The sequence below is a fragment of the Streptomyces lavendofoliae genome (genome assembly GCF_014649735.1).
Classification (GTDB): Bacteria; Actinomycetota; Actinomycetes; order Streptomycetales; family Streptomycetaceae; genus Streptomyces; species Streptomyces lavendofoliae.
Genome location: NZ_BMTP01000002.1, coordinates 158,445 through 179,674, shown reverse-complemented (window position 1 = coordinate 179,674; position 21,230 = coordinate 158,445). Strand labels below are relative to the sequence as shown.

The window sequence follows — 21,230 nt, the reverse complement described above, 5'->3', positions numbered from 1 at the left end:
GGCGGAGATCGTGAACGCGCACCAATCTGCCCACCCGCGCCCGCCGCGTCCATCGAGGTTTTCTTAAGCGGGTCAACAGCGCAGCTTCACGCGCCGCGCCGGTTACGTTCGAGGCATGACGACGGAGGTCTGGTACACGTCCTACGGCTCCAACACGCACACCGACCGCCTGGCCCACTACATCGCCGGCGGTACGCCACCGGGCGGTGCCCGCTCCTGCCCGGGCTGCCGCGACCGCCGTCCACCCGCCGCGTCCGTCCCGGTGGAACTGGAGGGCGCCCTGTACTTCGCCACCGAGTCCCCGGTGTGGACCGGCGGCCGCGCGTTCTACGACCCGTACGCCGAGGGCCGCGTCCTCGCCCGCGCGCACCGGATCACCGCCGGGCAGTTCGCCGACATCGCCGCCCAGGAGATGTACCGCGCCCCCGGCCCGGACACCGCCCTCGACCTGACCGGCGTCCTGCGCGACGGCCGCGCGGTCCTGGGCGGCGGACGCTACGAGACCCTCGTCCGCCCCGGCACCCTCGACGGGCTGCCCATGCTCACCTTCACGGCCCCCTGGCGCCTGCACGACGTCGCCTGGAACAGCCCCTCCGCCGGCTACCTGCGCCACCTCGCCGCCGGCCTCCTCGCGGCGGGCGCCTGGGACGCGGACACCGTCGCCGCGTACCTCGCCTCCCGTCCCGGAGCGGCGGGTCACTGGACCCCGCGGGCCGTCAGGGATTTGATCGTCGGCTGACGGCGGGCACGTCTCAGCCCCCGCGCCAGGCCCGGTGGACGGCGTACGCCTCGATGAAGCCCTGGATCGTCCGGAGGTCGTCGGCGAACGACGCGGAGCGCCACTTCGTCTTCCTGCCGTCGTGGTGGAACAGGTCGAGCCACACGGAGAGGTGCACGCTGGAGCTGTCGGAGAAGCTCTGCCCGGTCACCTGAAGACGGACGCCGGCCAGCTCACGGAAGTCGACGACCACGGGCGGCTTGCGCTCGTCGGTGTACTCGACGGCCCCGTCCCGGGTGATGACCAGCAGCGGGTCCGGATCGTTCGACGTCCCCCGGAAGAAGCCGGACAACTGCCCCCGCCGCTTGGTGAAGACCTGCCAGTGCGGCGGCACGGGACCCTGGCGCGCCTGCCGGAGGACCGCTCGTGGATCGGTCATGCCACCTCCGGTGCGCTCCGCCGCCCGCCCGGCGAGCGGCCGGCCGCGGAGCCGTCGGGGAACACCAGAATTGTCCGTCCCGCGCCGCCACCGCGCCACCGAGCCGCCCCCGCGCGCGGCCGGCCCCCCGCCCGCCCCGCATTACCCCGGTGGTAATCGACCCCGCCGCGGCCGACCGGCAGGCTTGCGGTACCGGCGGCCCGGCCGGCGCACTCCGGCCGGGCCGCCGGGTCCCCGACACCACGACGCCCCGCCGATGGAGGCTGATCCGCATGTCCCAGGCATTGCTCGCCGGTATCTCCCGCACCACCGAGCCGCGCACCATGCTGCGCCGCTTCCTCGCCCTGGACGCCGTCGTCACCGGGGCGAACGGACTGGCCTACTGTCTCGCCTCCGGGCCCCTCGGGCGGCTCCTCGGGGTGGACGCCACCCTGCTGCTCGGGCTCGGTGTCCTCCTCACCGCGTACGCGGCCGGCGTCGGGCACCTGGCCTTTCGGCGGCAGCCGCCCGCGACGGGCGTCATGGTCGTCGTGGAGGCCAACCTGGTCTGGGCGGCGCTCAGCGCGACGGCGCTCGTGGCCTGGCTGTCGCCCAGCACCGCCGGCGCCGTGTGGATCCCGGTGCAGGCCGCCACCGTCGCCGGGTTCGCCGCCCTCCAGTGGTCCGCCCTGCGGGCGGCCGGCCGCTAGAGCGACCGCAGGTACTTGACCGTCGCCGGATCGGCCGGGAGGAGCGTCTCGATGGCCAGCTCGGCGACCGTCACGTCCATCGGCGTGTTGAACGTCGAGATCGACGACACGAACGACAGCACCTGCCCCTCGTGCTCGATCCGCAGCGGCAGGGCGAAGTAGGGGTACGGCTCCTCCCGGTCCTCCCCGCCGGCGTCCGCCGACGGGGGCGCCGGGTAGGCCGAGACCTCCTCGTACACCCGCCGCAGCGGTTCCGACCGCGCGAGCGCGAGCTGGCGCTCCATCTGGGCCAGCAGGTGTCCGCGCCACTCCCGCAGGTTGCGGATCCTCGGCGCCAGGCCCTCCGGGTGCAGGGTGAGCCGCATGGCGTTCAGCGGCGGGGTCAGCAGGTGCTCGGGCAGTCCGTCCAGCAGCATCGCGATGCCCCGGTTCGCGGCCACCACCGTGTACGAGCTGTCCACGACGACCGCCGGATACGGGTCGTACCCGGACAGCAGCTGCTCGATGCCCGCCCGCAGCGTCCCCAGCGACGGGTCGTCCAGGGACGTCTCGGTGTACCGGGGGGCGTAACCGGCCGCCAGCAACAAGGCGTTGCGTTCCCGCACCGGCACCTCCAGGTGCTCGGCCAGGCGCAGGACCATCTCCTCGCTCGGACGGGACCGTCCCGTCTCGACGAACGAGATGTGCCGGGCCGACGAGTCCGCGCGCAGCGCCAGCTCCAGCTGGCTCAGCCGCCGCCGCTCGCGCCAGGCACGCAGCAGCGGCCCTACTCCCGTACCGGTCACGACAGTTGTCATACCGCAGACGGTAACCCACGTGTTGACCACGGACCCGGGCCGCCGGACCGTATCGTCACGGGCACGGTCACGTCGTCAGGGTCACGGGTCACGTCGTCACCGTCCGCACCGTCATCGTCCGCACCGACCCGAAGGGGAGATACGGGACATGCCCACTGAGCCGCTGTCGCAGAAGGAGATCGAGGACCGGCTGCGCGAACTGCCCGGCTGGTCCCAGGAGGGCGACCGGATCGCCCGCACCTACCGCCTCGGCACCCACTTCGCAGCGACCGCCCTGGTCGTCCACGTCGCCCGCATCCAGGAGGAGCTGGACCACCACTCCGACCTCACCCTCGGCTACGACACCGTCGGTCTCACCGTGAACACCCATGACGCGGGCGGCGCCATCACGGAGAAGGACTTCACGCTCGCCGCCCGCGTCCAGGAGATCGCCCCCTCCCACGGCGCGCGCTGACACGGTCCACGCGCGCGTGCCGCCTACGCGCGCGTGCCGCCCGTCCGCGGCGACCGCAGCGAGTCGGCCAGGTAGCCGTCGAGGTCGGGGCGGTCCGGCGCGAGCACATGCCGCACCCAGGCGTCCCGTTCGTGCGCGAGCGGCGGGAGCTCCCACACACAGCCGATCCAGGGGCGCTCCAGGCGCACGAAACGCGTCGGGTCCCGGTCCGGGCAGCCGAGCACCGGCTGCCCGGCCACGGCGATGGAACAGTGCAGGACGTTGTCCCACACCCAGCTGTACGTGTTGAGGTAGGCGCCGCTGTCGCCGCCCCGGTGCAGGACGGAGAACGAGGCGGGCGGAGTGGTCCCGTCCGGCTCCGGCAGCAGCTCCGGCAGGAGGGCGTAGGCCGCCTCCCGCACCTCGGGCGCGATGCCGGACGGGTCGGCGGTGACGTGGTAGCGCTTGACGTGGCGGCCGGCCACCTCGACCGGGGGAGCCACGGACAGGAGTTTCTCTGCGAAAGCCATGGCTGGACCCTATGAGCGCTTCACTGACACCCTGTGTCGGTGAAGTCCAGCCGGCTCCTGTCGATCCTGCTCCTGCTCCAGACCAGGGGCCGGATGACCGCCGCCCGGCTCGCCGCCGAGCTGGAGGTCTCGGTCCGCACCGTCTACCGGGACGTCGAGGCCCTGCACGCGGCGGGCGTCCCGCTGTACGGCGACGCCGGTCACCGCGGCGGCTACGAGCTGCTCGCCGGCTACCGCACCCACCTGACCGGCCTGTCCGCCGGAGAGGCGGAGGCGCTGTTCCTCACGGCGCTCCCCGGCCCGGCGGCCGACCTCGGGCTCGGCCCGGCCGTCGCCGGAGCCCGGCTGAAGCTGCTGGCCGCCCTGCCCACCGAGCTGCGGGCGCAGGCCGACCGGATGAGCCGCCGGTTCCACCTGGACGCGCCCGGCTGGTACGCGCCGGACGACGACGCCCCGTTCCTGCCGGCCGTCGCGGAGGCGGTGTGGCGCGGCCGGGTCCTCGACGTCCGCTACCGCCGCTGGACCGAGCCGACCGACGTCGACCGCCGCCTGGAGCCGTACGGGCTGGTCCTCAAGGCGGGCCGCTGGTACGTCGTGGCGGCGCGTCCCGGCGGTTCGGGGCCGCGAACCTACCGGGTCGACCGGATCCTCCGGCTGACCGTCACGGACGAGGCGTTCGACGTGCCCGGCGACTTCGACCTGGTCGCCCACTGGCGGGAGTACCAGCGGGACTTCCACGCCCGCCTGTACCGGGGCGAGGCCCTGGTCCGCCTCTCGCCGCGCGGGCTCAGCCGGCTCACCGGCGCCGCCGCCCGGGCCGCGGCCGGCACCGGCACGCGCGAACCGGACGGCTGGACGCGCGCCCGGGTGCCGGTCGAGTCGCCGGACCGCGCACACGACCAGTTCCTCGCCCTCGGCCGCGACGTGGAGGTCCTCGGCCCGCCCGAACTGCGCGCCCTGATCGCCGCGACGGCCCGCGCGCTCGCGGACCGGTACACCGGCGCCGACGGGTAGCGGCGCGTGCGGGTGACGGGGCCGACGAGGTCGGCCGTTCAGCGACGATTTTTGCGGAAACGGCAAGGAGGCTCGCCGCCGCCGTGTCCCGGCCGCCACCCTGGCGGCATGAGCCAACACCACCACGGTCACCACCACCATGACGACACCCACATGGACTGGTCCGAGATGCTGCCGCTGCTGGAGAACGGCGCGGAGCTGCAGAGCGAGCTGTACCGCCGGGCCGCTGCCTGGCTCGGCGAGCTGCTGCCGGCGGCCGGAGTGCGCCGGGTCCTCGACGTCGGCAGCGGACCGGGCGTGCTGTCCTGCCTGCTCGCCGAGGCGTTCCCGTACGCCGAGGTCGTCGCCGTCGACGCGACGCCCGAGCTTTTGGAGCGCACCCGGGAACGCGCCCGTGCCGCCGGCCTCGGCGAGCGGGTCACGGTGTGCCGCGCCGACCTCCCGGAGGGCATCGCCGGGCTCGGTGGCGCCGACCTCGTCTGGACGGCCGACTTCCTCCACCACCTGGGCGACCAGCGGGCCGCGGTCGCCGACCTGGCGAAGCTGCTGCGCCCCGGCGGCGTGCTGGCGGTCGTGGAGGGCGGGTTGCCGGTCCGGCGCCTGCCGCGGCACGACGGCATCGGGCGCCCGGGGCTGGAGGCGCGGATGGACGCCGCGCACGCCACCTGGTTCGCCGAGATGCGGGCGGGGCTGCCCGGTGCCAAGGAGGACACCGACGACTGGCGGGCGCTGCTGTCCGGCGCCGGCCTGGTGCCGAGCGGCACCCGCTCGTTCCTGTACGACGTGCCGGCGCCCGTCACGGACGTCGTGCGCGAACAGATCGTGGCCGGGTTCGCCCGGCACCGCGAGGCGCTCGGGGACCGGCTCGCCCCCGAGGACCGGGCCACGCTCGACCGGCTGCTCGACCCGGCGGAACCGCTGGGCCTGCACCACCGGCCGGACCTGTACATGCTGACCGCCCGCACCGTGCACACGGCCCGCCGAGGCTGAGCGGCCGGCGGCCGGAGGGCCTGGCTGCCGGCCGGACGGTCGGTAGCCAGGCCGCCGACGGCCGGTCCGTCACCGCGGCAGGGGCGTGGTGTCCTGGTACGGATTGACCGGCTCGTGGACCCGCTCCACCGACCGGGCGTCGAGCGCCACCGCGGCCGTCGCCGTCCCCAGCCCGCCGCCGCCCCCGGGGTGCCACGTGCCGGTCACGGTCACCCAGGTGTCGGCGGGGGGCGCGGGCGCGCCGTGCACGCGCACGCGCAGTGAGCGGGAGTCGGCCGCGCAGCAGCTGACGACGAGCCGGGTGAGGTACCAGGTGCCGGCGCGGTCCTTCGCGGGGGTGACGAACCCGGTCATCAGGACCGTCCGGCCGGCGAGGCTCCGGTCCCGGTCCTGCTGCACCCGCGCGATGAACCCCGACAGCGCGAGCGGGACCGGGTCGGTGTCCGGCAGCCGGTCGAACCGCGCTACCCGGGCGACCGCGTTGCCGGTCTCCCGCGCCGCCGTGTAGGAGCCGAGCGCGGGCGGGGCGTACAGCAGCAGGGCGAGGACCGGCAGGAAGAGCACCCAGGCGACCCGCGGACCGCTCCCGTGCGCGTGCCCGTGCGCGTGCCCGTCCTCGTTACCGTGCCCGTCCTCGTTACCGTGCCCGTACTCGTCACCGGGCGCGTCCCCCTCCTCGCCGGTGTCGCGGCGGGGCGCGAACGGCAGGCCGTCCCGTACCGCCCCGACCACGCCGAGGACGAGCAGCAGCACGGCGGACGCGATCAGGAAGGGGCGCAGGCCCTCCTTCACGTACCGCAGGTAGACCTCGCTCAGCAGCGAGATGTGCAGGACGGCGGCGCCGGTGAGCAGCAGCAGGACCGCCTGGACGTGCCGTCTCACAGCAGCCACCATCCCGTCAGGCACGCACACGTCACCGCGACGACCGCGGTCGCGGCCGAGAAGCGCACCGCGAAGGGCCGCCCGAAGGTTCCGGCCTGGAGGGCGATCAGCTTCACGTCGACCATCGGCCCCACCACCATGAACGTCAGCCGTGCGGTGGGGGAGAAGCCGGTGAGCGAGGCGGCGACGAAGGCGTCGGCCTCCGAGCAGACGGCGAGCACGATGGCGAGCGCCGCGAGGAAGAGCACCGACAGCCAGGGGGAGTCGGCGAAGGCGTCGAGCACCGAGCGCGGGACGAGCACGTTGAAGCAGGCCGCCGCCATGGCGCCGACGACGAGGAAGCCCCCGGCGTGCAGGAAGTCGTGCTGGAACCCGATCCGGAACTCCTCCCAGCGGCTGTGCCCGGGGCGGTGGCCGGTGTGCCGCGCGGGCATCCTCAGCCACTCGGGCCGCCCCCACCTCAGCCAGAGCCACCCCATGGTGGCCGCCGTCGCGAGGGACGCGACGAGCCGGGCGGCCACCATGTCGGGCCGGCCGGGGAACGCGACGGCGGTGGACACGAGCACGACGGGGTTGACCGCGGGCGCGGAGAGCAGGAACGCGAACGCCGCGGCCGGGGCGACCCCGCGCCGGATGAGGCTTCCGGCGACCGGCACGGAGGCGCACTCGCAGCCGGGCAGCACCACGCCCGCAGCACCCGCGACCGGCACGGCCAGGGCGGGGTTGCGGGGCAGCGCCCGGGCGAACACCCGCTCGGGTACGAAGGCGTTGACGGCTCCCGAGACGACGGTGCCGAACAGGAGGAAGGGCAGCGCCTGCACGGTGAGGGCCACGCACACGGTCTGCCACGCCCGGAAGCCGGGGTGGCCCAGTACGGGCACCGCGAGCGCGGCGACCAGGAGGAGCGACACGGCCCCCGTGACGGCGACGGACGGCGGTATGGCGCCGGGTGGACGCTCCCCCGCCGGTGCGGCTCGGTTCATGGGGCGACACCTTAGCCGCCGAGGCGAATGACAATCATTTCGGGTAGGGCCTCGCCCGGCTCCCGCCGCCCGACCGCCCCGGTGGGCGGGGACCCGGGTGTGCGAGGGCCCGCGCGGACGGCGTCCGCGCGGGCCCTCGGCTCCGCTTCCTCGTCCCGGGTCCGGTCAGCCGCCGAAGACGGCCGGGTCCGGGCCCAGGCGCTTGCCCTCGTCCAGGGCCGCCAGGGCCGCGAGGTCGTCGGCGTCCAGCTCGAAGTCGAAGACGTCGATGTTCTCCTGGATCCGGGACGGCGTCACGGACTTCGGGATCACGATGTTGCCCAGCTGGAGGTGCCAGCGCAGCACCACCTGGGCGGGGGTGCGGTCGTGCTTGCGGGCGATGGCGACGATGGTCGGGACCTCCAGCAGGCCCCTGCCCTGGCCCAGCGGCGACCACGCCTCGGTCCGGATGTCGTGCCGGGCGTGGAACGCGCGGGACTCCGCCTGCTGGAGCTGCGGGTGGAGCTCGATCTGGTTGAGCACCGGGACCACGGAGGTCTCCGCGAGGAGGCGCTCCAGATGCCCGGGCAGGAAGTTGGAGACGCCGATGGCCTTGGCGCGGCCGTCCGCGTGGATCTTCTCGAACGCCTTGTACGTCTCGGTGTACAGGTCCTTCGAGGGCACCGGCCAGTGGATCAGGTAGAGGTCGACGTAGTCGAGGCCGAGGCGGCCCAGCGACTCGTCGAACGCGCGCAGGGTCGCGTCGTGGCCCTGCTCGCTGTTCCAGAGCTTGGTGGTGACGAAGAGCTCGTCGCGGGCGATGCCGGAGGCGGCGATGGCCTGCCCGGTGCCCTTCTCGTTCTCGTAGATCGCTGCGGTGTCGATACTGCGGTATCCGGCCTCGAGGGCCGTGCCCACCGCCTTCGCCGCCTCGTCGTCGGGCACCTGCCAGACACCGAAGCCGAGCTGCGGCATGGAGACGCCGTTGTTGAGGGTGATGGAGGGGACCTTGCTCACGAGCGGTCGATCCTTTTCGTCGTCGGTTGTTACTCCCAGGTGCAACGATCGCCTTCCGGAACGTGTTCCCCGGAACCGCGCGCCGCACCCCGGTCAGCGGTACAACGCCTCGACCTCCGCCGCGTACGCCGTCTCGATCGCCTTCCGCTTCAGCTTCAGCGACGGCGTCAGCAGCCCGTGCTCCTCGGTGAAGGGATGCGCGAGTATCCGGAACGTACGGATCGACTCGGCCTGCGACACGAGCGTGTTCGCCGCCACCACGGCCCGCCGTATCTCCGCCTCCAGCGCCGGGTCCCGCACCAGCTCGGCGGGCGGCAGGGGCGGGCGGTTCTGCATGGCCAGCCAGTGGTCGACCGCCTCCTGGTCCAGGGTGACCAGCGCCGCGATGTACGGGCGGTCGTTGCCGACCACGATGCACTGCGCCACCAGCGGGTGGGACCGCACCCGCTCCTCCAGGCCGGACGGCGGCACGCTCTTGCCGCCCGAGGTCACCAGCATCTCCTTCTTCCGGCCGGTGATGGTCAGGTAACCGTCCGCGTCGAGCGCGCCCAGGTCACCGGTCGCCAGCCAGCCGTCCCGGAGCACGGCGGCGGTCGCGGCCGGGTTGCCCAGGTAGCCGGAGAAGACGTGCGGGCCGCGCAGCCACACCTCGCCGTCCTCCGCGATGTGCACCGTCGTGCCGGGGATCGGCGGGCCGACCGTGCCGTACTTGGTCCGCTCCGGGGGGTTGGCGGTGGCCGCCGACGCCGACTCCGTCAGCCCGTACCCCTCGTACACGGTGACGCCCGCGCCCTCGAAGAACAGGCCGAGGCGCCGGGCCATCCCCGATCCGCCGGACATCGCGTGCCGCACCCGCCCGCCCAGGGCCTCGCGCACCTTGCCGTACACGACCTTGTCGAAGAACTGGTGCTGCACCCGCAGCGCCGCCGACGGGCCGGGGCCCAGCCCGAAGGCCCTCGCCTCCAGCGCCTCGGCGTACCGCACCGCCACCTCGACGGCCTTGTCGAAGGGCCCCACCCTTCCGTCCGCCTCCGCCCGGCGCCGCGCCGCCTGGAACACCTTCTCGAAGATGTACGGGACCGCCAGCACGAACGTCGGCCGGAACGCCGCCAGGTCGGCCAGCAGCGGGCCGGCCGACAGCTGGGGCTGGTGGCCGAACTTGACCCGCTTGCGGACCGCAGCGACCTCCACCATCCGCCCGAAGACATGGGCCAGCGGCAGGAACAGCAGGGTCGACGCCTCGTCGCCGGGTTTGGAGTGGAACACCGGCTCCCAGCGGCCGACGAGGGTGTCCGCCTCGAACATGAAGTTCGCGTGCGTCAGCACGCAGCCCTTCGGGCGGCCCGTCGTCCCCGAGGTGTAGATCACCGTGGCGACCGACTCGGGCGTCACCGCGCGCCGGTGCCGCTGCACCACCTCCTCGTCGATCCGCGTCCCCGCCGCCACCAGCTCGGCGACCGCCCCGGCGTCCAGCTGCCACAGCCGCTTCAGCCGGGGCAGCCGGTCGATCACCGAGCCGACGGTCATGGCGTGGTCCTCGTGCTCCACCACGCACGCGGTCACCCCGGCGTCGTGCAGCATCCAGTGGACCTGGTCGGCGGAGGAGGTCGGGTAGACCGGGACCGACTGCGCGCCGACCGTCCACAGGGCGAAGTCGAAGAGCGTCCACTCGTAACGGGTGCGCGCCATGATGGCGACCCGGTCGCCGAACCGCACCCCGTCGGCCAGCAACCCCTTGGCGAGCGCCAGCACCTCGTCGCGGAACTCCGCCGCCGTCACATCGGCCCACCGGCCGTCCGCGTCCTTGCGCCCCAGCGCGACGCGATCCGGATCGTCCATGGCGTGCTCGAACACGGAATCGGCCAGTCCGCCGACCAGGGGAGCCGTCGCCACGGGTGGGACAGTGAACTCGCGCAATGGCCTGCTCCTTGGGGGGTGCTCCGCACGGCGGAGGGTGACGGTACCCCAGACGGGACCCGCGCGGGAGGGCCTTCGTGAACCCCGTCGGCCCGGCATCACCACTGGTCAGGAGCGGAGTGCCCGGCCATGGGCATGGGTGCGCGCGGACTACTGACTGCCGGGTAAGTAGCTGCTGCCGGAATCTCCACGGAATCTGTACGGCCCGCTCACGCCGGGCCGCCGTCCCCCTCCCGGGCGGTGCCCCGAGGGCGTCCGTGCGGGAGTCGCGTCGACGCCGGCCGGACCCGGACCGGGCCGGCCCGCGCGGGCACCGGGGCGGGTCCGCCGCCGGCCGGGCCGCCCCGGGGGGCGCCCGGGCCATGCCGATCACGCGCCGGTCCGCGCCGGTCGCGCACCCCGCCGCCCCGTGATGATCACCCGGCTCGATACCGTGAGGTCATGCCCTCACTCGACGCCCCGGACGCCGCCCGGTGAACCGCACCTGGATACGCCCCGGCGCCGCCCGCCCCTGCTCCCTGGTGGTCTGCCGCGGCTGCTGCTGCGGTGACGCCCGCAAGCACCCCGGTACCGACCACGCCGGCCAGCTGGCCCGCCTGCGGGAGGCCGCCGCGTCCTCCGGCGGCCGACTCGTCGTCCGGACCAGCGACTGCCTCGGCCCCTGCGGCCAGGCCAACGTGGTGGTCGTCCAGCCCTCGACGGAGGCCCGGCGGCGCGGCGCCCGTGCCGCGTGGATCGGCTGGGCGCTCGACGACGACTGCCTCGACGACATCCTCGCGTGGGTGGAGGCCGGCGGGCCCGGCGTCGCGGAGCCCCCGGCCACGCTGGCCCTCCAGATGATCGACCCGCCGGGGAAGTAGCGGACGGGGCGGAAGGAGCGGTACGGCGGGGGCCCTGGCAGGGGCAGTCGCGGGGGACGGGGGCGGGGCGCGCCCGGTGTCAGTCCCGCCGGGCCGCCGGCTCGAAGGCGATGCGGTCCTCGCCCGCGTACACGTTCATGTTCGGGCCCCGCAGGAAGCCGACGAGCGTCAGGCCCGTCTCGGCGGCCAAATCCACCGCGAGCGACGACGGCGCCGACACCGCCGCCAGCACCGGGATGCCCGCCATCACCGCCTTCTGCGCCAGCTCGAACGACGCCCGGCCCGACACCAGCAGGATCGCCCGGTCCAGCGGCAGCAGGTCCCCCCGCAGCGCACGGCCGACCAGCTTGTCGACCGCGTTGTGCCGGCCCACGTCCTCCCGCACGTCCAGCAGCTCGCCGTCCTCCGAGAACAGCGCCGCCGCGTGCAGCCCGCCGGTCCGGTCGAAGACCCGCTGCGCCGCCCGCAGCCGGTCGGGGAGGTCCGCGAGGAGCCCGGGCCCGACGCGCACCGGGGGAGTGTCGGCGATCGGGAAGCGGGCGGTGGTGCGTACGGCGTCGAGGCTTGCCTTGCCGCACAGACCGCACGACGACGTCGTGTAGACGTTCCGTTCCAGGGTGATGTCCGGGACGGGCACGCCGGGAGCGAGCTGGACGTCGACCACGTTGTACGTGTTGGTCCCGTCGTCCCTGGCCCCGGCGCAGTACACGATGTTCCGCACGTCGGCGGCCGAGCCCAGGACGCCCTCGCTGACGAGGAAACCGGCCGCCAGCGCGAAGTCGTCGCCAGGGGTGCGCATGGTGATCGCCAGGGGCCTGCCGTTCAGCCGGATCTCCAGCGGCTCCTCGGCGACCAGGGTGTCGGGCCGGGTCGAGACCGCCCCGTCCCGGACGCGGATGACGCGGCGGCGTTCGGTGACCCGTCCCATGCTGATCAGTCCCGCTTCCGAACGTATTGGCAGCCGAAACGGCCCTTGACGCAGAGGTTGCCGTCGGTCACCGGGTCGTCGTCGTGCGGCGGGGTGACCTCGACGGTCCCATTGTCCCGTACGCCCGGGACGAGGTCGCGGTCGCGTGCGCGGTCAGCGGGGCCCTCGTCGTTCCCGTGGAGGACGGAAGGCGCGGCCCCCGGTTTTCGCGGGGAGGGGCCATTGGGAAGGGGGATGTTGCGGACTCTCCAAGAGGCGGGCGTAAATCCTGTCGGTTCACCTCACCGGTTACTCGCCGGTCGCTGACGAGACTGAGGAGCTCCTGTACCGGCCGGAGCCCGGCCGAGCATTCGCAGCACTTCACACAAGGGGGTCCCGAGCATGACGGGCACTCGTATCGCCGCGCTCGGGCACTACCAGCCCGCCAAGATCCTGACGAACGCCGACCTGGCCGAGCTGGTGGACACCAGCGATGAGTGGATCACCAGCCGGGTCGGGATCCGGACCCGCCATGTCGCGGGCCCCGACGAGCCCGTCGACGAGATGGCAGCCCACGCGGGCGCCAAGGCGCTGGCCGCCGCGGGACTCGCCCCGGCCGACATCGACCTGGTCCTGGTCGCCACGTCCACGGCGATCGACCGCTCCCCGAACACCGCCGCCCGGGTGGCCGCCCGGCTCGGCATGGGAGCGCCCGCCACCATGGACCTCAACGTCGTGTGCGCCGGGTTCACCCACGCGCTGGCCACCGCCGACCATGCCGTACGGGCGGGTTCGTCGGTCCGTGCGCTGGTGATCGGCGCCGACCAGATGACCGCGATCACCGACTGGACGGACCGGACCACCTGCGTCCTGGTGGGCGACGGCGCGGGCGCGGCGGTCGTGGAGGCGGCGCCCGGCGAGACCGGCATCGGCCCGGTGCTGTGGGGATCCGTCCCGGAGATGGGGCACGCCGTCCGCATCGAGGGCACCCCGCCGCGGTTCGCCCAGGAGGGCCAGGCGGTGTACCGCTGGGCCACCACCCGGCTGCCGCCCATCGCCCGCAAGGCGTGCGAGCGGGCGGGCATCGCGCCCGAGGACCTGGCGGCGGTGGTGCTGCACCAGGCCAACCTGCGGATCATCGAGCCGGTCGCGCAGCGCATCGGCGCGGTGAACGCGGTGATCGCCCGCGATGTCACCGAGTCCGGCAACACCTCGGCCGCCTCCATCCCGATGGCGCTCAGCAAGCTGGTCGAACGCGGCGAGGTCGCGTCGGGGGCGCCCGCGCTGTTGTTCGGCTTCGGCGGCAACCTCTCGTACGCGGGCCAGGTCGTCCGCGTGCCCTGACGGGCCACGCGGCGCGGGGCGCGGCATGGGGCGCGGGCCGGGTGCGGCCGTAATGAGCCGCACCCGGGGCTGTGAGGCGCCGCACCTCCGGGCCGCGCCGCCGGACCTCCGCGCCCTCCCCCCCGGCACTCCCCGTCGTGTGCCGCCGCCTTCGCGCTGCGACGGACCGCGCCGAGCGGCTTTGTCCTGGCGGTGGGGAAAGTTGGCGTCGATCGACGCGCAACTTCTTCCCCCTGCGGCAAAGCGCTGCTACGTTCCCCTCCGAAGCAGCACACCGAGGCCGGACTCGACGGCGGGGAGGGGCGCGTGAGACGTATGACGGCTCGACCCGCCAACGCGCACCAGGCCCGGCTGCTGCGGCTGTTGCGCGACGGGGGTCCCAACTCCCGGGCACAGCTGGGCGATCAGGTGGAGCTGTCCCGCTCCAAACTGGCCGTCGAGGTGGACCGGCTCCTGGACACCGGGCTCGTGGTGGCGGACGGTCTCGCCGCGTCGCGCGGCGGGCGGCGGTCGCACAACATCCGCCTCGCGCCGGGCCTCCGGTTCCTCGGCGTGGACATCGGCGCCACCTCGATCGACGTCGCCGTCACCAACGCCGAGCTGGAGGTGCTGGGCCACCTCAACCAGCCCATGGACGTCCGCGAGGGCCCCGTCGCCGTGTTCGAGCAGGTGCTCGCCATGGCGGCGAAGCTCAGGGCGTCCGGCCTCGCCGAGGGCTTCGACGGCGCCGGGATCGGCGTACCGGGCCCGGTCCGCTTCCCCGAGGGCGTACCGGTCGCGCCGCCGATCATGCCCGGCTGGGACGGGTTCCCGGTCCGGGAGGCGCTCAGCCAGGAGCTGGGCTGCCCGGTCATGGTCGACAACGACGTGAACCTGATGGCGATGGGGGAGCAGCACGCGGGCGTCGCCCGTACCGCACGCGACTACCTCTGCGTCAAGATCGGCACCGGTATCGGCTGCGGCATCGTCGTCGGGGGCGAGGTGTACCGCGGTACGACGGGCAGCGCCGGCGACATCGGCCACATCCAGGTCGTCCCGGACGGTCGCCCCTGCGCCTGCGGCAACAGGGGTTGCCTGGAGGCCCACTTCAGCGGCGCGGCGCTCGCCCGCGACGCCGAGGACGCGGCGCGCGCCGGCCGGTCCGAGGAGCTCGCGCGCCGCCTGGAGGCGGCCGGGCGGCTCACCGCCCTGGACGTCGCCGCCGGTGCCGCCGCCGGGGACGCCGCCTCGCTCGCCCTGATCCGCGAGGGCGGCAACCACGTGGGCCAGGTCATCGCCGGGCTCGTCAGCTTCTTCAACCCCGGCCTGGTGGTGATCGGCGGCGGGGTGACCGGCCTCGGCCACAACCTGCTCGCCGCCGTCCGCACCCAGGTCTACCGCACGTCCCTGCCCCTGGCCACCGGAAACCTGCCCATCGTCCTGGGCGAGCTGGGTGCCGTCGCCGGAGTCACCGGCGCCGCCCGGCTCATCAGCGACCACCTGTTCTCACCGGCCTGACCCACAGGCGCGGCACGCACGCACCACCCCGTACGCGCCACCGACCGCCCCGCAGGCACCACCCGGCACGCACGCACCGCCCCGCACGCACCACCCCGTACGCGCCACCCGGTACACATCGCCCAAGCCACCGCACGCCTGGTTCATTCGCCCTGCCCGCTCACCGGCACCGCACCCGCCCGCCGAGGGGATTGTCATGGCAACACCGGAACCACCCCTGCTCACCATGTCCGGCATCACCAAGTCGTTCCCCGGCGTACGCGCCCTCGACGGCGTCGACCTGGAGGTCCGGCCCGGCGAAGTCCACTGCCTCCTGGGCCAGAACGGCGCCGGGAAGTCCACCCTCATCAAGGTCCTCGCCGGCGCCCACCAGCCCGACGACGGCACGATCACCTGGCGCGGCGAGCGGGTCACGCTCAAGTCCCCCATCGCCGCCATGCGTCTGGGCATCGCGACCATCTACCAGGAACTGGACCTGGTGGAGGGGCTGTCCGTGGCCGAGAACGTCTTCCTCGGCCATGAGCCCACCACCGCCGGGTTCGTCGTGCGCGGCCGGGCCGCGCGCGCCGCCACCGCCGCCCTGCTGCGCCGCCTGGGCCACCCGGAGATCGACCCGGCGCGGGCGGTCGGCGACCTGTCGGCGGCCCAGCGGCAGATCGTCTCGATGGCCCGCGCGCTCTCCCACGACGTACGCCTCATCGTGATGGACGAGCCGTCCGCCGCCCTCGACCCGGACGAGACCGCCAACCTGTTCCGGATCGTCCGCGACCTCACCGCCGACGGGGTCGCCGTCGTGCACATCTCCCACCGCCTGGAGGAGATCCGCCGCATCGGCGACCGCGTGACCGTGCTCAAGGACGGGCGCGCCGTGGCCGGGGGGCTGTCCGCCGAGGACACCCCGACACGCGACATCGTTGCCATGATGACCGGCCGGAACGTCGAGTACGTCTTCCCCGAACGTCCCCCGGCCGCGCCGTCGCGGACCCGCCCGCCCGTGCTGAGAGCCGAAGGGCTCACCCGCGAGGGGGAGTTCGCACCGGTCGACCTGGAGCTGTGGCCGGGGGAGATCGTCGGGCTCGCCGGGCTCGTCGGCTCGGGGCGTTCCGAGATCCTGGAGACGATCTTCGGCGCCCGCCGCCCCACCGCCGGCCGCGTCCTCGTCGACGGCCGGCCCCTGCGCCCCGGGAGCGTCCGCGCCGCCGTCCGCGCCGGACTCGGGCTCGCCCCCGAGGAACGCAAGGCGCAGGGCCTGCTGATGCTCGAATCCGTCACGCGCAACGTCTCCGTGTCGTCCCTGGCCCGCTTCTCGCGCGGCGGCTGGATCGACCGCGCCGCCGAGCGGGCCGCCGCCCGCGCCGCCACCCGTGAACTGTCGCTGCGCCCGGACGCCCCCGACGCCCGGGTCCGCACCCTCTCCGGAGGCAACCAGCAGAAGGCGGTGCTGGCCCGCTGGCTGCTGCGCGGCTGCCGCGTCCTCCTCCTCGACGAACCGACCCGCGGTGTGGACGTCGGCGCCCGCGCCGAGCTGTACGCCGTGATCCGCCGCCTCGCCGACGACGGGCTCGCCGTCCTGCTGGTGTCCAGCGAGGTGCCCGAGGTTCTGGGCCTGGCCGACCGGGTGCTGGTGCTCCGGGAGGGAGAGGTCGTGCACACGGCACCCGCCCGGGAGCTCGACGAACACCGCGTACTCGACCTGGTGATGGAAGGGAGCCCGACGTCATGACCCAGCCCGCTCCGGTCACGACCGCCGAACCACCCGTGGGCAAGACCGCGGGCCGCCCGCCCCTGGGGCTGCGGGCCGACGTCCGCAACCTCTCCCTCCTCGGCGTCCTCGCCGTGCTGATCGCGGTCGGCGGCGTCACCAAGCCCGACCAGTTCCTCGACACCTCCAACCTCCAGCTGGTCCTCACCCAGGCGTCCGTCATCGGCGTCGTCACCGTCGGCATGACGTTCGTCATCACCAGCGGCGGCATCGACCTGTCGGTCGGCGCGATCGTCGCCCTCGCGTCCGTGTGGGCGACGACGGTCGCCACGCAGGAGTACGGCTTCGCCGGCATCCTGTTCACCGCCGTGGTGGTGGGGCTGGGCTGCGGCCTGGTGAACGGCGTCCTCATCGCGTACGGGGGCATGGTCCCCTTCATCGCGACCCTGGCCATGCTCGCCTCGGCCCGCGGCCTCGCCCTCCAGATCACCGACGGCCGCACCCAGATCGTCACCGTGCAGTCCGTCCTGGACCTCGGCGTCCCGGACGCGTACGTGCTCGGCGTACCGCCGCTCGTGCTGGTCTTCGCCGCCGTCACCGTCGTCGGCTGGCTGCTGCTGAACCGCACCACCTTCGGCCGCCGCACCGTCGCCGTCGGCGGCAACGCGGAGGCGGCGCGGCTGGCCGGGATCGACGTACGCCGCCAGCGCCTCTACCTGTACCTGCTGTCCGGCCTGTGCTGCGGTGTCGCGGCGTTCCTGTTGATCGTGCTGGCGGGCTCGGGCCAGAACACCAACGGCAACCTGTACGAACTCGACGCCATCGCCGCCGCGATCATCGGCGGCACCCTCCTCAGCGGCGGACGCGGCACCATCGCCGGCTCGGTGCTGGGTGTGCTCGTCTTCACCACCATCACCAACATCTTCGCCCTGAACAACCTGCAGAGCGACGTGCAGCAGATCGCCAAGGGCGCGATCATCGTCGCCGCCGTCCTGGTCCAGCGCCGCACCGCGCGCGGCGCCGGCGAGGGCTGACGCCCCGCCCGGCTCCGCCCCGCGCCCCGCCCGCCGCCCGCGCCCCGTTCCCCGCCACACCCCGCTCCCCGCGTCACCGCTCCCGCCACCGTCCCAACGGAAAGGGTCGAACCGCCATGCCACCAACCAGCCGCAGAGGACTGCTGTTCGGCACCGCCGCCGTCTCCGCCGGCGCGCTGCTCACCGCCTGCACCAGCAACGAACCCAAGAACGCGGCGCCCGCCGCCGGCAACGCCCCCGCCGCCGACGACAAGCCCGGCCGGCCCGTCACCATCGGCTTCGCCGGACCGCAGGCCGACCACGGCTGGCTCAACGCCATCAACCAGAACGCCAAGCGGCGGGCGGAGAAGTACTCCGAGGTGACCCTGGAGATCACCGAGGGCTCCAACGACACCGCCGCCCAGATCGGCCAGATCCAGACACTGATCAACAAGAAGGTCGACGTCCTGGTGGTCCTGCCCGCCGACGGCAAGGCCCTCACCCAGGTGGGCCTCCAGGCCATGCGGGCCGGTATCCCGGTGATCAACCTCGACCGGGTCTTCGCCTCCCCGCAGGCGTACCGCTGCTGGATCGGCGGCGACAACTACGGCATGGGCCTCAACGCCGGCCGCTACATCGGCGAACAGCTCAAGGGCAAGCCGAACGCCAAGGTCGTCGAACTGGCCGGCCTCGACAACCTGGAACTGACCAAGCAGCGCACCCAGGGCTTCGACGACGCACTGAGGAACTACCCCAACATCACCAAGGTGGCGCGCCAGGCCGCCGAGTTCACCGTCGAGTCCGGCCAGGCCAAGATGGCCCAGCTGCTCCAGGCGCAACAGCGGTTCGACGCCCTGTGGAACCACGACGACGACCAGGGAGTGGGCGCCCTGCGCGCCATCCAGCAGGCGGGCCGCGACGACTTCCTGATGGTCGGCGGGGCGGGCGCGAAGTCGGCGATGGACGCCATCAAGGCGGACGACGGCGTGCTCAAGGCGACCGTGCTCTACCCGCCGACCATGGCGGCCTCCGCCATCGACCTGGCCCGCGCGCTGGGCCAGAAGAAGGGCGTCGGCGGCATGTCGGAGCTGGAGATCCCCGCCTCGATCACCCTGTACTCGGCCGTCGTCACCAAGGACAACGTCGACGAGTACCTCCCCACGGGCTTCAGCTGACCCGGCTTCGCCCCCCACCGAGCAACCGACGAGGAGGAACCGAATGGCCGGGAAGGAACACAACGGCGGCCGCGCCCCGGGCCGGACCCTGGGGATCGGCATGGTCGGCTACGCGTTCATGGGCGCCGCCCACTCACAGGGCTGGCGCACCGTGGGCCGCGTCTTCGACCTGCCGCTGCGGCCGGTGCTCGCCGCCGTCTGCGGACGCGACGCCGGCGCCGTGCGGGCCGCCGCGGACAGGCACGGCTGGGCGGCCGCCGAGACCGACTGGCGGGCCCTCGTCGCGCGGGACGACGTCGACGTGGTGGACATCTGCACCCCGGGCGACAGCCACGCGGAGATCGCCATCGCCGCCCTGGAGGCGGGCAAGCACGTCCTGTGCGAGAAGCCCCTCGCCAACACCGTCGCCGAGGCGGAGGCCATGGTCGCCGCCGCCGACCGGGCCCGCGCCCGGGGCCGGGCCGCCATGGTCGGCTTCAACTACCGGCGTGTGCCCGCCATGGCGTACGCGCGGGAACTGGTCGCCGGCGGGCGGCTCGGCGCGCTGCGCCACGTCCGGGTGACGTACCTCCAGGACTGGCTGGTCGACCCGGACTTCCCGCTGACCTGGCGGCTGGAGCGCGCACACGCCGGGTCGGGCGCGCTCGGCGACCTGGGCGCCCACATCGTGGACCTGGCGCAGTACCTGGCGGGGGAGCCGATCGTGGGGGTGTCGGCGCTGACCGAGACCTTCGTGCGCGAGCGCCCGCTGCTCGCCGGCGCGTCGTCCGGGCTCTCGGCGTCGGGGGGCGCCGAGCGCGGGACGGTCACGGTGGACGACGCGGCGCTGTTCACCGGACGGCTGGCGTCCGGGGCGCTCGTGTCGTTCGAGGCGACGCGGATGGCGGCGGGCCGCAAGAACGCGCTGCGGCTGGAGCTCAACGGCGAGCGCGGCTCGCTCGCCTTCGACCTGGAGCGGCTCAACGAGCTGTCGTTCTTCGACGGGGCCGACCCCGCCCGGACGGCCGGGTTCCGGCGCATCCTCGTCACCGAGCCCGACCACCCCTACCTGGAGGCGTGGTGGCCGCCCGGGCACGCCCTGGGGTACGAGCACACCTTCGCCCACCAGGCGCGCGACCTCGTACACGCCATCGCCTCGGGCACCGAACCCGTGCCGTCCTTCGCGGACGGGCTGCGGGTGCAGCGGGTGCTCGCGGCGGTGGAGGAGAGCGCCGAGAAGAACGCCGTCTACACGCCCGTCACCCCGTAGGAGGCCCGCCGTGCCCCGTCCCTTCACCCTCTTCACCGGCCAGTGGGCCGACCTGCCGCTGGAGGAGGTCTGCCGCCTCGCCCGCGACTTCGGCTACGACGGCCTCGAACTCGCCTGCTGGGGCGACCACTTCGAGGTCGACAAGGCGCTGGCCGACCCCGCCTACCTGGACGGGCGGCGGGCGCTGCTCGACAAGTACGGACTGGAGTGCTGGGCGATCTCCAACCACCTGGTCGGCCAGGCCGTCTGCGACCATCCCATCGACGAGCGCCACCAGGCCATCGTGCCCGGCCGGGTCTGGGGCGACGGAGACCCCGAGGGCGTACGCCGGCGGGCCGCGCGCGAGCTGGCGGACACCGCGCGGGCGGCCGCCGCCTTCGGCGTGCGGACGGTCATCGGGTTCACCGGGTCGTCCATCTGGCACCTGGTGGCGATGTTCCCGCCGGTGCCCGAGCGGATGATCGAGCGCGGCTACGAGGACTTCGCCGAGCGGTGGAACCCGGTCCTGGACGTCTTCGACGCGGAGGGCGTGCGGTTCGCCCACGAGGTCCACCCCGGCGAGATCGCGTACGACTACTGGACCACGCTACGGGCCCTGGAGGCGGTGGACCGGCGCCCGGCCTTCGGCCTCAACTTCGACCCCAGCCACTTCGTGTGGCAGGACCTCGATCCGGTCGGTTTCCTCTACGACTTCCGGGACCGGATCTACCACGTCGACTGCAAGGAGGCGCGGCGGCGGCTCGACGGCCGCAACGGCCGGCTCGGCTCGCACCTTCCCTGGGGCGACCCTCGGCGCGGCTGGGACTTCGTGTCCGCCGGGCATGGTGACGTGCCGTGGGAGGACGTCTTCCGGATGCTGCGCTCGATCGGCTACGACGGCCCCGTCTCGGTGGAGTGGGAGGACGCCGGAATGGACCGGCTGACCGGTGCTCCGGAAGCGCTTGCCACGCTGAAGCGGTACGACTTCGACCCGCCCACAGCCTCCTTCGACGCCGCGTTCGGGGGTGCCGACTAGGCGGAAACGGCAGGTGGACGGCCCGATGGCGCACCCGCCACCGGGTGGTCCGCCGTGCCCGGCGGGCGCTTTGTCCTGTG

At 73.9% G+C, this 21,230-nt stretch carries 21 protein-coding genes and 1 pseudogene; 13 read left to right on the top strand and 9 right to left on the bottom strand.

Features of this window, described 5'->3' with window-relative positions; translation table 11 throughout:
• Positions 1 to 115 precede the first annotated feature (115 nt).
• Entirely contained in the window at positions 116 to 739 is a 624-nt protein-coding gene (locus IE109_RS03680; protein ID WP_189548988.1) for a histone deacetylase, read from the top strand.
• A gap of 13 nt (positions 740 to 752) precedes the next feature.
• Here the strand turns inward: IE109_RS03680 and IE109_RS03675 are convergent, their stop codons facing one another.
• Positions 753 to 1,157: a hypothetical protein gene (locus IE109_RS03675; protein WP_189548987.1), complete on the bottom strand. Its 405-nt coding sequence runs from the start codon at positions 1,155 to 1,157 to the stop codon at positions 753 to 755.
• Positions 1,158 to 1,429: 272 nt separating this feature from the next.
• Between IE109_RS03675 and IE109_RS03670 the strand changes: the two genes are divergently transcribed.
• Positions 1,430 to 1,846, top strand: a complete 417-nt coding sequence (locus IE109_RS03670) for a hypothetical protein (RefSeq protein WP_189548986.1) — start codon at positions 1,430 to 1,432, stop codon at positions 1,844 to 1,846.
• Here IE109_RS03670 and IE109_RS03665 read toward each other — a convergent pair.
• Positions 1,843 to 2,643, bottom strand: coding sequence for a helix-turn-helix domain-containing protein (locus IE109_RS03665; protein ID WP_189548985.1), 801 nt, complete (start codon positions 2,641 to 2,643; stop codon positions 1,843 to 1,845). The genes IE109_RS03670 and IE109_RS03665 overlap by 4 nt on opposite strands.
• A gap of 148 nt (positions 2,644 to 2,791) precedes the next feature.
• Here IE109_RS03665 and IE109_RS03660 point away from each other — a divergent pair, with 148 nt between their 5' ends.
• Positions 2,792 to 3,097, top strand: coding sequence for a 4a-hydroxytetrahydrobiopterin dehydratase (locus IE109_RS03660; protein WP_189548984.1), 306 nt, complete (start codon positions 2,792 to 2,794; stop codon positions 3,095 to 3,097).
• Between the two features lie 23 nt (positions 3,098 to 3,120).
• On the opposite strand, the gene IE109_RS03655 is transcribed toward IE109_RS03660, so the two are convergent.
• A complete protein-coding gene (locus IE109_RS03655; protein WP_189548983.1) occupies positions 3,121 to 3,606 on the bottom strand; it encodes a hypothetical protein in 486 nt (161 codons plus the stop codon).
• 39 nt (positions 3,607 to 3,645) lie between these two features.
• On the opposite strand from IE109_RS03655, the gene IE109_RS03650 reads away from it, so the two are divergent.
• On the top strand, positions 3,646 to 4,620 hold the full coding sequence (locus IE109_RS03650) for a helix-turn-helix transcriptional regulator (RefSeq protein WP_189548982.1): 975 nt from the start codon (positions 3,646 to 3,648) through the stop codon (positions 4,618 to 4,620).
• A 108-nt stretch (positions 4,621 to 4,728) separates the two neighbouring features.
• Positions 4,729 to 5,610 carry a class I SAM-dependent methyltransferase gene (locus IE109_RS03645; RefSeq protein WP_189548981.1) on the top strand — a complete coding sequence of 294 codons (882 nt, stop codon included), beginning with the start codon at positions 4,729 to 4,731 and terminating at the stop codon, positions 5,608 to 5,610.
• Between the two features lie 69 nt (positions 5,611 to 5,679).
• Here the strand turns inward: IE109_RS03645 and IE109_RS03640 are convergent, their stop codons facing one another.
• The 4 genes from IE109_RS03640 to IE109_RS03625 form a co-directional block, all read right to left on the bottom strand.
• Positions 5,680 to 6,492, bottom strand: a complete 813-nt coding sequence (locus IE109_RS03640; protein ID WP_189548980.1) for a TIGR03943 family putative permease subunit — start codon at positions 6,490 to 6,492, stop codon at positions 5,680 to 5,682.
• A complete protein-coding gene (locus tag IE109_RS03635; protein WP_189548979.1) occupies positions 6,489 to 7,475 on the bottom strand; it encodes a permease in 987 nt (328 codons plus the stop codon). The genes IE109_RS03640 and IE109_RS03635 overlap by 4 nt, the downstream gene beginning before the upstream one ends.
• A 165-nt stretch (positions 7,476 to 7,640) precedes the next feature.
• On the bottom strand, positions 7,641 to 8,471 hold the full coding sequence (locus tag IE109_RS03630) for an aldo/keto reductase (RefSeq protein WP_189548978.1): 831 nt from the start codon (positions 8,469 to 8,471) through the stop codon (positions 7,641 to 7,643).
• 93 nt (positions 8,472 to 8,564) lie between these two features.
• On the bottom strand, positions 8,565 to 10,364 hold the full coding sequence (locus tag IE109_RS03625; RefSeq protein ID WP_189548977.1) for an AMP-dependent synthetase/ligase: 1,800 nt from the start codon (positions 10,362 to 10,364) through the stop codon (positions 8,565 to 8,567).
• A gap of 497 nt (positions 10,365 to 10,861) precedes the next feature.
• Here IE109_RS03625 and IE109_RS03620 point away from each other — a divergent pair, with 497 nt between their 5' ends.
• Positions 10,862 to 11,248, top strand: a complete 387-nt coding sequence (locus IE109_RS03620; RefSeq protein ID WP_189548976.1) for a thioredoxin domain-containing protein — start codon at positions 10,862 to 10,864, stop codon at positions 11,246 to 11,248.
• Positions 11,249 to 11,327: 79 nt separating this feature from the next.
• On the opposite strand, the gene fdhD is transcribed toward IE109_RS03620, so the two are convergent.
• Positions 11,328 to 12,176 (bottom strand): formate dehydrogenase accessory sulfurtransferase FdhD, encoded by an 849-nt coding sequence (fdhD, locus tag IE109_RS03615; RefSeq protein WP_189548975.1) that lies wholly within the window; start codon positions 12,174 to 12,176, stop codon positions 11,328 to 11,330.
• Between the two features lie 5 nt (positions 12,177 to 12,181).
• Positions 12,182 to 12,298 (bottom strand): annotated as a pseudogene (locus IE109_RS32955) (2Fe-2S iron-sulfur cluster-binding protein); the annotation flags it as partial.
• Between the two features lie 259 nt (positions 12,299 to 12,557).
• Between IE109_RS32955 and IE109_RS03605 the strand changes: the two are divergent.
• The 7 genes from IE109_RS03605 to IE109_RS03575 all read left to right on the top strand — a co-directional run bounded on the left by IE109_RS03605 (position 12,558) and on the right by IE109_RS03575 (position 21,150).
• Positions 12,558 to 13,499 (top strand): beta-ketoacyl-ACP synthase III, encoded by a 942-nt coding sequence (locus tag IE109_RS03605; protein WP_189548974.1) that lies wholly within the window; start codon positions 12,558 to 12,560, stop codon positions 13,497 to 13,499.
• Positions 13,500 to 13,814: 315 nt separating this feature from the next.
• Positions 13,815 to 14,996, top strand: coding sequence for an ROK family transcriptional regulator (locus tag IE109_RS03600; RefSeq protein WP_189548973.1), 1,182 nt, complete (start codon positions 13,815 to 13,817; stop codon positions 14,994 to 14,996).
• A gap of 196 nt (positions 14,997 to 15,192) precedes the next feature.
• On the top strand, positions 15,193 to 16,719 hold the full coding sequence (locus IE109_RS03595) for a sugar ABC transporter ATP-binding protein (RefSeq protein WP_189548972.1): 1,527 nt from the start codon (positions 15,193 to 15,195) through the stop codon (positions 16,717 to 16,719).
• Positions 16,716 to 17,732: an ABC transporter permease gene (locus tag IE109_RS03590; protein ID WP_229890514.1), complete on the top strand. Its 1,017-nt coding sequence runs from the start codon at positions 16,716 to 16,718 to the stop codon at positions 17,730 to 17,732. The genes IE109_RS03595 and IE109_RS03590 overlap by 4 nt, the downstream gene beginning before the upstream one ends.
• A gap of 116 nt (positions 17,733 to 17,848) precedes the next feature.
• Complete coding sequence (locus IE109_RS03585; RefSeq protein ID WP_189548971.1) at positions 17,849 to 18,886, top strand: substrate-binding domain-containing protein; 1,038 nt, start codon at positions 17,849 to 17,851, stop codon at positions 18,884 to 18,886.
• Between the two features lie 43 nt (positions 18,887 to 18,929).
• Positions 18,930 to 20,135, top strand: coding sequence for a Gfo/Idh/MocA family protein (locus IE109_RS03580; RefSeq protein ID WP_189548970.1), 1,206 nt, complete (start codon positions 18,930 to 18,932; stop codon positions 20,133 to 20,135).
• A gap of 10 nt (positions 20,136 to 20,145) precedes the next feature.
• Entirely contained in the window at positions 20,146 to 21,150 is a 1,005-nt protein-coding gene (locus IE109_RS03575) for a sugar phosphate isomerase/epimerase family protein (protein WP_189548969.1), read from the top strand.
• Positions 21,151 to 21,230 lie beyond the last annotated feature (80 nt).

Coding starts and splice junctions, on each gene's coding strand:
- IE109_RS03595 (WP_189548972.1), top strand. CDS start 15,193: ATGGCAACACCGGAACCACCCCTGCTCACCATGTCCGGCATCACCAAG.
- IE109_RS03645 (WP_189548981.1), top strand. CDS start 4,729: ATGAGCCAACACCACCACGGTCACCACCACCATGACGACACCCACATG.
- IE109_RS03655 (WP_189548983.1), bottom strand. CDS start 3,606: ATGGCTTTCGCAGAGAAACTCCTGTCCGTGGCTCCCCCGGTCGAGGTG.
- IE109_RS03585 (WP_189548971.1), top strand. CDS start 17,849: ATGCCACCAACCAGCCGCAGAGGACTGCTGTTCGGCACCGCCGCCGTC.
- IE109_RS03590 (WP_229890514.1), top strand. CDS start 16,716: ATGACCCAGCCCGCTCCGGTCACGACCGCCGAACCACCCGTGGGCAAG.
- IE109_RS03580 (WP_189548970.1), top strand. CDS start 18,930: ATGGCCGGGAAGGAACACAACGGCGGCCGCGCCCCGGGCCGGACCCTG.
- IE109_RS03660 (WP_189548984.1), top strand. CDS start 2,792: ATGCCCACTGAGCCGCTGTCGCAGAAGGAGATCGAGGACCGGCTGCGC.
- IE109_RS03665 (WP_189548985.1), bottom strand. CDS start 2,643: ATGACAACTGTCGTGACCGGTACGGGAGTAGGGCCGCTGCTGCGTGCC.
- IE109_RS03670 (WP_189548986.1), top strand. CDS start 1,430: ATGTCCCAGGCATTGCTCGCCGGTATCTCCCGCACCACCGAGCCGCGC.
- IE109_RS03675 (WP_189548987.1), bottom strand. CDS start 1,157: ATGACCGATCCACGAGCGGTCCTCCGGCAGGCGCGCCAGGGTCCCGTG.
- IE109_RS03680 (WP_189548988.1), top strand. CDS start 116: ATGACGACGGAGGTCTGGTACACGTCCTACGGCTCCAACACGCACACC.
- IE109_RS03635 (WP_189548979.1), bottom strand. CDS start 7,475: ATGAACCGAGCCGCACCGGCGGGGGAGCGTCCACCCGGCGCCATACCG.
- IE109_RS03600 (WP_189548973.1), top strand. CDS start 13,815: ATGACGGCTCGACCCGCCAACGCGCACCAGGCCCGGCTGCTGCGGCTG.
- IE109_RS03605 (WP_189548974.1), top strand. CDS start 12,558: ATGACGGGCACTCGTATCGCCGCGCTCGGGCACTACCAGCCCGCCAAG.
- fdhD (WP_189548975.1), bottom strand. CDS start 12,176: ATGGGACGGGTCACCGAACGCCGCCGCGTCATCCGCGTCCGGGACGGG.